Annotated in this window: 8 protein-coding genes; 5 read left to right on the top strand and 3 right to left on the bottom strand. The window is 47.0% G+C overall.

Annotation, left to right across the window (positions count from 1 at the left end):
• Positions 1–128: 128 nt before the first annotated feature.
• Positions 129–896 carry a nitroreductase family protein gene (locus CLOSYM_RS16660; RefSeq protein WP_021643016.1) on the bottom strand — a complete coding sequence of 256 codons (768 nt, stop codon included), beginning with the start codon at positions 894–896 and terminating at the stop codon, positions 129–131.
• Positions 897–1,324: 428 nt separating this feature from the next.
• Here CLOSYM_RS16660 and CLOSYM_RS16655 point away from each other — a divergent pair, with 428 nt between their 5' ends.
• Positions 1,325–2,488 (top strand): hypothetical protein, encoded by a 1,164-nt coding sequence (locus CLOSYM_RS16655; RefSeq protein ID WP_003510655.1) that lies wholly within the window; start codon positions 1,325–1,327, stop codon positions 2,486–2,488.
• A gap of 15 nt (positions 2,489–2,503) precedes the next feature.
• Positions 2,504–4,165: an acyltransferase gene (locus CLOSYM_RS16650; RefSeq protein ID WP_021643014.1), complete on the top strand. Its 1,662-nt coding sequence runs from the start codon at positions 2,504–2,506 to the stop codon at positions 4,163–4,165.
• A 127-nt stretch (positions 4,166–4,292) separates the two neighbouring features.
• Here CLOSYM_RS16650 and CLOSYM_RS16645 read toward each other — a convergent pair whose 3' ends face one another.
• Together CLOSYM_RS16645 and CLOSYM_RS16640 are read right to left on the bottom strand one after the other, a co-directional pair.
• The gene (locus CLOSYM_RS16645; RefSeq protein WP_003510651.1) at positions 4,293–4,784 is read right to left on the bottom strand and encodes a hypothetical protein; all 492 of its coding nucleotides are present in this window, start codon (positions 4,782–4,784) and stop codon (positions 4,293–4,295) included.
• Positions 4,785–4,917: 133 nt separating this feature from the next.
• Positions 4,918–5,799, bottom strand: a complete 882-nt coding sequence (locus tag CLOSYM_RS16640) for a DMT family transporter (protein ID WP_003510649.1) — start codon at positions 5,797–5,799, stop codon at positions 4,918–4,920.
• Between the two features lie 370 nt (positions 5,800–6,169).
• On the opposite strand from CLOSYM_RS16640, the gene CLOSYM_RS16635 reads away from it, so the two are divergent.
• The 3 genes from CLOSYM_RS16635 (at position 6,170) to CLOSYM_RS16625 (ending at position 8,961) form a co-directional block, all read left to right on the top strand.
• Entirely contained in the window at positions 6,170–6,421 is a 252-nt protein-coding gene (locus tag CLOSYM_RS16635) for an HPr family phosphocarrier protein (RefSeq protein ID WP_003510647.1), read from the top strand.
• A gap of 166 nt (positions 6,422–6,587) precedes the next feature.
• On the top strand, positions 6,588–7,403 hold the full coding sequence (locus tag CLOSYM_RS16630) for a nitrilase-related carbon-nitrogen hydrolase (protein ID WP_021643012.1): 816 nt from the start codon (positions 6,588–6,590) through the stop codon (positions 7,401–7,403).
• Positions 7,404–7,656: 253 nt separating this feature from the next.
• On the top strand, positions 7,657–8,961 hold the full coding sequence (locus CLOSYM_RS16625) for a dicarboxylate/amino acid:cation symporter (RefSeq protein WP_044902686.1): 1,305 nt from the start codon (positions 7,657–7,659) through the stop codon (positions 8,959–8,961).
• Positions 8,962–9,108: the final 147 nt, after the last annotated feature.

The following is a 9,108-nucleotide window of genomic DNA, read 5'->3' as shown; positions in this document are numbered from 1 at the left end:
CGGCGTCCTCACCTGCTTAACTAAATCTCTATTTAATGAAAATGTAAGCAAAAAGTTAGAGATAGGTAACAATAGTCTGATATAATTACACTATAAAACCAATAAAGGAAATTCCGGGATCGAACACCTTATTGTTCCGTTTGATCAGAAGACAAAAACTCTTTCAGATATTCCCTAACAGAACGTCCCATTTCCCTGGAAAAATCGGAATTATACTTTCTGTTGCAGAAGGCAGACATCCAGTCTTCATAGGACTGTTGGCCGGACTTATGGGAGAACATCTGATACAGAGCGTCACGGTCCATTTTACGGTAGGTATTCTCCATCACGATGGAGTCCAGAGGACAGCGCGCCGGTTTTGTTCTTTCACGCTGCCGGGCAGTCGGATAGCCGAGTACCAGCATGACGGCCGGGAAGACGTAAGGGGGAAGCTGAAACAGCTCCCGGTGGAGTTCACAGTGTTCCATGATATCTCCGATATAGCAGGAACCGATGCCGAGGCTCCAGGCGGCAGTGACGGCGTTCTGGGCGGCAAGGGAACTGTCCTCGACAGCAAGCATCAGATCGCCTGCGGAGGGATGTCTGGGGGTGCAGCCGGCATAACGGTAAGCGTCATACCATTTCTGGCAGTCGGCGCAGAACAGAAGCACCAACGGCGCATCGGCTATGAAGGGCTGATTATCACAGGTAACGGACAGCCGCTTTTTCAGGGCCGGCTCTGTAATCTCAAGGATTGTATAGAGCTGCTGGTTACCGGCGGTGGGAGCCTGGCAGGCAGCCTGAAGAATTGTGAGGCGGTCTTCCGGTGAAATGGGACGGTCTTCGAATATCCGGACTGATTTTCTTTCAAAAAGGTTTTTGACAACTTCGTTTTTCTGGCTTTTAGAATCATTCATGGGTTAGGGTTCCTTTCCTGTGGATTAGTGATGTACTGCTCGATGAGCGCGTTACAGTTCAGCCTTCGGCCAAACTGCAGCAGATGATGCACAGAAACGGCAAGAAAACGCCGTTGATTGTGGTGAAAAGTTTGCTTTTCATCGCATCGCGCCGCACAACTCGGGATTTTCGCAAAAACAGCGAAAACACCTCGCGGAATGCATCATGGCTGAACCGTCATATGAGCGCATCCGAAATTTCGGAATTTTAAAGTTCTCGGAGCTAGATAAAATATATAAATTATTATAATAAATGAATGAAAAACTGTCAAATTTCTGAAAATAGAATAGAGATTCTTTGACGAACAGTAATTCATTTGGTATAATAAGGTATATGCAAACAAAAAAATCAGTATACGAAGGTAAAAGAGGATGAAGGAGGAAAGTTTATGAAACGTAGCCTGAAGAAAGCGGCGGTGCCTGTATTGGCGATGATAACCGCATGCGCAATGTGTATGACCGCCTATGCGGCCGAAGACAAGATTACAAAAGTGAAGGTGCAGGTTAACAGTGAAGTGCCGGATGCTGGAGACAGTGTAGGCACACCGTCGGTTAAAGTCACTCTTTCACAGAATCTCAAGGAGGGAACAGACTTCCGGATAGACAGTGTGGAGTACCATAATACCAATGACGATGAGTGGGAGCGCGGCGAGACTCCGGTTATCAGAATCGAGCTGGAATTAATAGGAGATGCAGCGGATAAGTACAGATTCTCCTATACCTCTTCCAAGTATTTTTCCGTATCAGGCAACCGGAGCGAATTCAAATCTGCATCCAGGCTGGACAGCGGAAGAGGACTCAGGGTTGAAGTGAAGCAGCGTAAGGTAAGCGGCGAGCTGGAGGTTCCCGATGAACTTGAATGGGACGGCAGGAATGCTACATGGGAAACCATTGATGACGCCGATAAGTATGAAGTTAAACTGTACCGCAATGGTTCTTCAGTGACAACAGTTACAACGTCAAATGAAAGATACAATTTCTACCCGTATATGACTAAAGCGGGCGATTACTCCTTCAAGGTAAGAGCCATCAGCAATTCGGACGGGGAGAAGAGCGAGTGGAGTGACGAGTCGGATGACTACTATATGAACTCCAGCAATGTTTACACAGGCACACCGCCAGCTTCCGGCAGCGGTTCTTCCGGAACACCTTCCATCAGCGGCGGATGGGTACAGGATCAGATCGGCTGGATGTACCGTCAGAATAACGGAGTACCGCTTACGAATCAGTGGCTCTTTGTAGATAATAACTGGTTCTACCTGGCAGGCAACGGTTACATGATGACCGGATGGATTTTTGTAGATAATAACTGGTTCTACCTGAATCCTGTATCTGACGGAACAAGAGGCGCTATGAAGACGGGCTGGCAGCAGATTGACGGCTTATGGTACTATCTGAATCCGGTTTCCGACGGAACGAGAGGCGCAAGAAAGACCAGCTACCAGATGATCGACGGTAAATGGTATTTCTTTGATACGGCAACCGGCGCAATGTGGTTCAACAGACAGGCACCGAACGGCAAGTGGATTGATGCCAACGGTGTTGTATGGTAATCTGAAAGACGGAAGATGAATAATAAAAAGAGATGCTTTACCCTGATTGTGACAGGGCTTATCGCAGCAATATGTATAGAATTGTGCCTGGCTTATTTTTCAGCCAGGCGCGGTTCTATTTTAGAAGAAAATATTGTATTAGTCCCGGAATATACGGCCGGCGGAGCGGCAAACGGGAATCCGTACCAGACAACGGAGGACATGCCCTGGCTGGATTTTGCACCGGGCATCCGGGCCGGCTATCTGGAGTTTGAGTTTACGGAACCGATACCCGAGAAGATGCAGGTTCTTGTATACTATACAGAAAACAGCGGACAGGAGTTTAACCGGTTTCGCCGGATTGAGCGCTGGCTGCTGAGGGGAACGACAAAGGGAATCATTCCTCTTCCTGATGTCAGGTGTGAGAAATTGAGGCTGACGTTGACAGGGGCCGGCCAGATAAAGAATGTATCCGTGAACGAAAGACCGTCCGCAGGACCTGCTGTCCGGCAGATGCTTGACCGGGTGAATCCCCTGCGCCTTCTGCTGCTTGCTGCCGTTCTGCCGTTATCTTTTTGCCTGCACGGCGCAGAACGGCGTAAAAGAGCGAAACAGTCCCATGGCAGAGCGGCCGGACAGCCGGGGGAGCGGAGGCAGAGAACGGCTTATCTGGATGGTGTGCGTGTTCTTGCGGCACTGTTTGTAATTGCAGTGCATGTGGTAGAGCCGGTTGCCTTGACCCAGATAAAGGGGACGCCGAGAGATTTCTTTTTTCAGGCGGTTGTTTTGTCTGTGCTGACCTGCAACCTGCTGTTCTTCTTTATCAGCGGGGCCCTGCTTCTGCCATACCGGGAAGAAACCATCGGCCAGTATTATAGAAAAAGAGTTGTGAAAATTGTGCTGCCGTTTGCGGTATATTCCCTGTTTTATTTAAAGCTTCTTTGTGCCACCGGCGAGGGAACGGCAGGCTGGGCCGGAGAGGCCGCCCTCAGCTTTTTTGGCGCATCCATCACGATGGGGCCCCATTTATGGCTGATTTACAAGCTGCTGGCGCTGTATCTGTTAGTACCCTTTTACCGCCTGATGCTGGCGAAAATGCCTGAACGGATGGAAAAACTGCTGTTTGCCATGATTGCGGCGGCGTTGGCGATACGGACGGCATGTACGTATTTTCAATTCGAATTGGGGATTTCTCTGTATCTGGATTCCTGGCTGGGATTGTTCCTGGGCGGATATTTACTGAATAAGGCATGGATGAGGAAATATGATATCTTTCTGGCGGCAGGGGGCGCTTTCGCCTTGGCCTTCTCGCTGTGGATATACAGCTTCCGTCCGGATTACCTGGAGATTATTGCAAATTGTTCGATACTTGAATTTTTGATGGCCTCAGCCGTATTTGTCCTGGTGCTGAGATTGAACGGTATATGCAGCCGCTTTTCGCGGATCCTTGAGAGGCTTGGGAAAAGAAGCTTTTCCGTCCTGATGGTGCATCTGTTTGTCCTGTCGGCCGTTCTTCCGCTCGGATTTATTCCTGTCGGCTGGGAGAATAAAAGCATCGGCCAGCTGGTCATCCCCTATATTTTTACATGCGTGGTGTCATACCTGATCGCTGTCATTGTGGACGAGACTATAATCAAGGTGTTAGATGCGGGCGCCGGCAGATTTCTGACAATGCGCAGGAAAATGACGGACGCATGAGAGCGGGTTAAGAAATGGAACAGAAAAACTGGGAATAAAGAAAGAAGAGAATAGGAAAACGGTTCTGCAGAGGCTGATACCTTTGCGAACCGTTTTTCTATTTAGGCGATATCTTTTTGACCTGGGTTTACGAATAACAAAATACAATGACACGATCCGGAGTTGTCTGGGCCGGAATGCTTCTTGTAGAGGAGGTGTATTCGACAAGCGCGGTTTTCCCGACTAAAGCGCCGGAAAAAATCTGGCCGTTGGGAAGGAAGGTACCCTGTGCCGCCATGCCGTTTAACTGGAGGGTTCCGTCGGTACTGACAAAATTATTATAAAACTCTCCAAGATAATACTGGTGATAAGCGGAGAGCGCGATGACAACCGCTTTATACTGCGGCGGATATATAAGGGGCGCAGGGGCATTCCCGTCGTAAAAGACAGTCACCTGATCGCCGGGATGCAGTGTTGTGTTGTCAACCACGTAAGTATCGCCGGTTACTGTGAAATTTACTTCTCCCTGTTGAAGGGAGCGTATGGACATGTTTAATGTACAGCCGTACTGGGAGCTGTTAACTCCTGTAAGCGGTTGAATCCGGGTGATAACGCCGGATACGGATAAGTATGAACTCATGAGAACCTCCGTTTGATGGTTTATACTCTATCATATTAAGGCGGAGGCCTAAAATGAACGAAAACTTTGATTGAACGGCGTGAAAAGATCGAAGAGCGTGTTTGGGAGCGTGATACGGTTCGCAAACATGCTCTCAGGCAGCGGTTTCAAGCCTCGAATAATAAATTACGCCGGCCAGAATTATAATACCTCCTGAAATCTGGAGCAGGGACGGTATTTCGCCGAAGAGTATCATCGCAAACAGAGAGGCTACAGGAGGTTCACACAGCTTTGAAGAGGATACAAAGGCCGGAGAGAGATACTTCAGGCACCAGCTGAAAACACTGTGACCGAGCAGAGTGGAGCAAATTGCCAGCAGTAAACCGCAGATCAGGGATGAACTGCCGTAACCGGTGAGCGGTGTGCGGGTGATAAGCGCGGCGGCAAATAGTGACAGGCCGCAGAAAAAATATACAATATAAGTATAAACCGTGGTTGAAGTATCTGCCCGGACAATCCGGCCGAGCAGCGTATAGGCGGCCACCATGACGGCGGCAAAGAGTGCAAGTAAATCGCCTTTGAGAAGGCTGCTGCCAGAGCCGTAATCGGACATGGCAATCAGGATGCTGCCGGCAAAGGTGACGGCAATGCTTAAAACAGCCTTTTTCTTTAAGCGTCCTCTTAATAGAAAACAGAAGCCAAGGGCCACCCAGATAGACTCGGTACAGACGATTACGGTGGAACTGGCTACGGACGTGTAGGCCAGGGATTCAAACCAGCTGACAAAGTGAAGCGCCAGAAAGATTCCGCTGACAGCGCACAGAACAACCGTTCGCAGAGAAACGCGGGAGAGTTCCATTCTGAAACTGCGGTTTAAAAATACAACCGGTGTCATCATGGCAACGGTAAAAAAAAGACGGTAAACAGCAGTAATCAAAGAGGGAGCGTCTGAATACTTTACTATAATGGCAGACAGTGATATTCCAACTACTCCGGTTGCAATCATGTACATGGGATGCTTTTCTAAAAATTTCATATGTAATGCCTCGCTTAGTTATTTTATTAATTTTAGCGCCGGATTTCTGCGGTGGACGCAGAAACCGTTGATGCGCGGTATAATGCCCGCTACGCGGTCATTATACCATAAAAACAAAGTCTGTGATATGAAAGAATCACGCTAGTGCGATCTCCCGCGGAGCTTAACTTAAGAACTAAATAAAAAGATACACATTTATGAGAATTTATTAAATATAAAATATGTATAAACAATTGGACAAAAAATTGTCATAATGTTTAATAATAGATAATAATTATGTAAATATGTATTGACAGATTAGTGGAATGTGATATAGTGAAATTATAAGAATATAGTTAACAGCCTCGAATATTTGGAAGGAGGGAGGCTTATGCTGGCCAGACAGTACAATTTGGCAGGAAACGAAAGAAATACGCCGCCGCCGATATCTGCATTAATCCAGGCAGCTAATTTGTTTGGATGTGACATATATATAAAGGCGGAACAGAAGAAGATTAATGTTAAGAGTTACGACGAACTGCAAAGGGGAATACAGCCGCAGAAGAAGTTCCTGATATTCTACTTTGACGGAGCAGACGAAAAGGAGGCAGACGTAAAATTCCGCAGGTTACTGGGAATTTAATGGGAGAGACTATGGAAAACGTGAGAGCAACTACAGACTGGATTATGTGAAAACCCTGAAACGGAATATGGTTTCGGGGTTTTTGCTTTGTGTATTCCTCATTGCCGACTCGGGAGTGATATGTTATACTTTCCGTACGGCATAAAAATGACAATGGAGTGAGAAGATGAGGAATGTAAGAATTGCACTGGGGCAGATGCGGGCCGTGCAGGGGGACACGCGGGCCAACATGAAGAAGATGGAAGCGATGGCGGCCGGAGCAGCGGCAGGAGGGGCCGATATCATTTGTTTTCCGGAGTTATCGTATACAGGGTATTTTGTGAAAAAAGACAGGCTTTTGGAAATCGCAGAGAGGGAGGACGGGGAATTTGTCCGGGGAATCTGTGAAGCGGCAAAAAAAAACGGGATCTGTATCGTAGCCGGGTTCGCCGAGCGGGGAGACTCGAATGATATCTATAATACGGCGGTTTTTGCGGACAGGCAGGGAAAAATTGCCGGAAAAGCAAGAAAGGTATATCTTTGGAAAAGTGAAAAAAAGAGATTTAAGCAGGGAGAGGAATTTCCTGTTTTTGAGACGGAATTTGGCAAGGCGGCCATTTTGATCTGCTATGATTTGGAATTTCCGGAGCCGGCCCGGATTGCTGCGCTTAAAGGGGCAAGGATGATATTTTGTCCGGCGGCGTGGAGCGTTCCGGCCAGGAACCGGTGGGATCTGGATTTGAAGGGAAGCAGCCTGTACAATCTTCTTTTTACGGCAGGAGCCAATTTTGCGGACGAGCTTTGCTGCGGGGCTTCCGGAGTCGCCGGGCCTGACGGCAGAATGATAGCCCAGTCGCCGGGACAGGAGGAAGAGCTCGTGTTTGCGGACCTCGATATGGAGGAAGCGGACAGGCAGAGAGAAAACATACCGTATTTTGCGGATCTCGATGAGGGGGTTTTGCAGCAGCTTGCCGATGCGGCAAGGGATTACAGGACGGAATAGAATATACGCAGGACGTGCTCGGGACTTTATGTAGGCCGGGAAAGTGCAAGGGATTATTCGACAACATCCCATACATTTCCCGGCCTTTTTTTGCCCTTTTTTAACACTGTCTTAACATATAACTAAAAAACTATATTATATTTCGGATCTTGTATAACAGTTTATAATGCGTTAACAGCTTGATAAAATATGTTCAAACCTCATGAGGAAAGGGAAACTAGTTAATCATTTATTACAAAAAAGGGGGACTAATATGGCAGCACAAACAACAGGAGGGGTTAAGGAAAAAAAGAAACGGCCTCTGTATGTGAAAATTTTCATTGCACTGTTTGCAGGTATTATTTTCGGGTACATACTGAATTTTATGGGTGGGGTAGAGAATCCGGTTATCAATGAGTACATATTACCATTTCTCCAATTTCTGGGAGACTTCTTCATAAAATTAATCAAAATGATAGTTGTTCCGCTGGTTTTCTTCTGTATTATTGATGCGGCGCTTTCGCTGGGGGACATCAAAAAACTCAGAAGCATCGGTGTGAAAACAATTTTGTGGTTCCTGTTCAGTTCAGGCATCGCAGCAACGATCGGTCTTGTTCTGGCAAATATCATTCAGCCTGGTAAAGGACTTATCCTTGGCACGATTGAGAATACGGTCGAAGTAAAAGAGCTTCCCGGTGTTTACCAGACAATCCTGGACCTTCTTCCAAGCAATCCGTTCGCATCCCTGACAAATGGGGACATGATGCCAATCATCGTATTTTCCCTGTTCCTGGGCTTTGCGATTATCAGTATCGGCGATGCGGCAAAACCTCTGGCCGACGTTATATCAGTCTGTTCCCAGGCAATGTTCAAGATTGTTAACATGATTCTCGGAATCATTCCATTCGGTGTATTCGGCCTTATGTCCGTATCACTGGCTAAATACGGCCTCGCAATTTTCGGACCGGTTCTGAAATTTATCTTAACCGACTATCTGGCAAGTATTATCATGTGTGTGGTGGTTTATTCCATATTCCTTATTTTCATAGCCAAGGTAAGTCCGATAAAATTCTGGAAGAAGGCATTTGAACCGTGGATGATCGCATTCAGTACCTGTACATCTTCAGCAGCACTTCCGGTTTCCATGGAAGTAGCTCCTAAAAAGATGGGCGTACCGAAGGATATTGCCAGCTTCGTGCTTCCGCTCGGCGCTACGGCCAACATGAACGGTACCTGTATTTACTTTGGTATCATCGTATTATTTGCAGCCCAGCTTTACGGCATTGATTTAAGCATTTCACAGCAGATTATGCTGGTTGTACAGGCTACCTTCTTAAGTGTAGGCTGTGCGGCAACTCCGCAGATTGGCCTTGTTATCAGCCTTACGCTTCTTACACAGATGGGACTTCCACTGGAAGCATATGCTCTGGTAGCCGGTATCTACAGAATCATCGACCAGGCCCATACATCCACCAACTCCGCTGGCGACCTTGTAACTGCCGTATGTATCTCTGCGCTTCAGGGTGAGCTTGACCGCGATAAATTCAACGATATGGGTGATGGAAAAAGCGCAGCTTAAAAAGTCTTAAGAATGTGAGCTTTGGATGGTATTTTAAACGCATTAGAAATAAAAAGATAAAGAAACTGTCAATTTAACAATTAATAGCATGTTCAAAGAAAAGGAGAAGAAGAATGGAAGACAACAGAATTATTGAATGTATCGAGA

Source organism: [Clostridium] symbiosum ATCC 14940 (genome assembly GCF_000466485.1).
In the GTDB taxonomy this organism is placed as follows: domain Bacteria; phylum Bacillota; class Clostridia; order Lachnospirales; family Lachnospiraceae; genus Otoolea; species Otoolea symbiosa.
Note: the sequence above shows the minus strand (reverse complement) of the source record. Positions and strands in the feature narration are given on the sequence as shown.

Excerpts from the sequence above, each read along its gene's own strand:
- CLOSYM_RS16645 (WP_003510651.1), bottom strand. The coding sequence starts at position 4,784 with ATGAGTTCATACTTATCCGTATCCGGCGTTATCACCCGGATTCAACCG.
- CLOSYM_RS16635 (WP_003510647.1), top strand. The coding sequence starts at position 6,170 with ATGCTGGCCAGACAGTACAATTTGGCAGGAAACGAAAGAAATACGCCG.
- CLOSYM_RS16625 (WP_044902686.1), top strand. The coding sequence starts at position 7,657 with ATGGCAGCACAAACAACAGGAGGGGTTAAGGAAAAAAAGAAACGGCCT.
- CLOSYM_RS16660 (WP_021643016.1), bottom strand. The coding sequence starts at position 896 with ATGAATGATTCTAAAAGCCAGAAAAACGAAGTTGTCAAAAACCTTTTT.
- CLOSYM_RS16630 (WP_021643012.1), top strand. The coding sequence starts at position 6,588 with ATGAGGAATGTAAGAATTGCACTGGGGCAGATGCGGGCCGTGCAGGGG.
- CLOSYM_RS16650 (WP_021643014.1), top strand. The coding sequence starts at position 2,504 with ATGAATAATAAAAAGAGATGCTTTACCCTGATTGTGACAGGGCTTATC.
- CLOSYM_RS16655 (WP_003510655.1), top strand. The coding sequence starts at position 1,325 with ATGAAACGTAGCCTGAAGAAAGCGGCGGTGCCTGTATTGGCGATGATA.
- CLOSYM_RS16640 (WP_003510649.1), bottom strand. The coding sequence starts at position 5,799 with ATGAAATTTTTAGAAAAGCATCCCATGTACATGATTGCAACCGGAGTA.